1 protein-coding gene is annotated in these 691 nt (G+C 51.5%); it reads right to left on the reverse strand.

The genetic code is table 11. The annotated features are described in order from the left end of the window. The coding region (locus tag R7P74_RS26625; protein WP_318123652.1) for a beta-ketoacyl synthase N-terminal-like domain-containing protein at positions 1-691 on the reverse strand (691 nt) is incomplete at both ends.

Consider the following 691-nt stretch of genomic DNA (forward strand, 5'->3'; position numbering starts at 1 on the left):
TTTTCCACACCAATCGCTGAGAATGCGTAGCCACGGATGTAGCCAAGAATTTCCATGCCCAACTCTTTCGCTTTACCTTCGCGCATCAGCATCACTGCCGCGCCGCCATCAGTCAGCGGCGTACTGTTTGCTGCGGTAACACTGCCGTACTGGCGGTCAAATGCAGGACGTAACTTTGCATAGCCCTCTAACGTCGAGTCGTGACGAACGTTGTTGTCTTCAGAAATCCACTTTTTGTAAGGTTCAGGAAAAGCGGTCATCACCTCACCTTGGATTTTGCCTTCTTTCCAAGCTTGGGATGCCAATGTATGAGAGCGATGAGCTAGCGCATCTTGTTCTGCGCGTGAGATACCGTGCGTCTTCGCCATTTGCTCTGCCGTTTGTCCCATCGACAAACCCGTCGAGTATTCCGCGACGGCTGGCGGAACAGGCATGAGATCTTTAAAACTCAGACTCTTGAGAATATTGAGCTTCTGACCCAATGTTTTGGGTTTGCTTAGAGCCAACAGGTTAGCAGCAAGTTTTTTGGACACACCGATAGGAAGTACAGAAGATGAATCCGCACCACCAGCGATACCAATTTCAATGGTGCCCGCCATGATGCTCTCTGCTACGTTTACCGCCGCTTGGAAGCTCGTCGCACACGCACGCGTCACGCTGTAAGCGTCGGTATGGATGTTCATCCCCGTGC

The organism is Vibrio sp. 2033, from assembly GCF_033339735.1.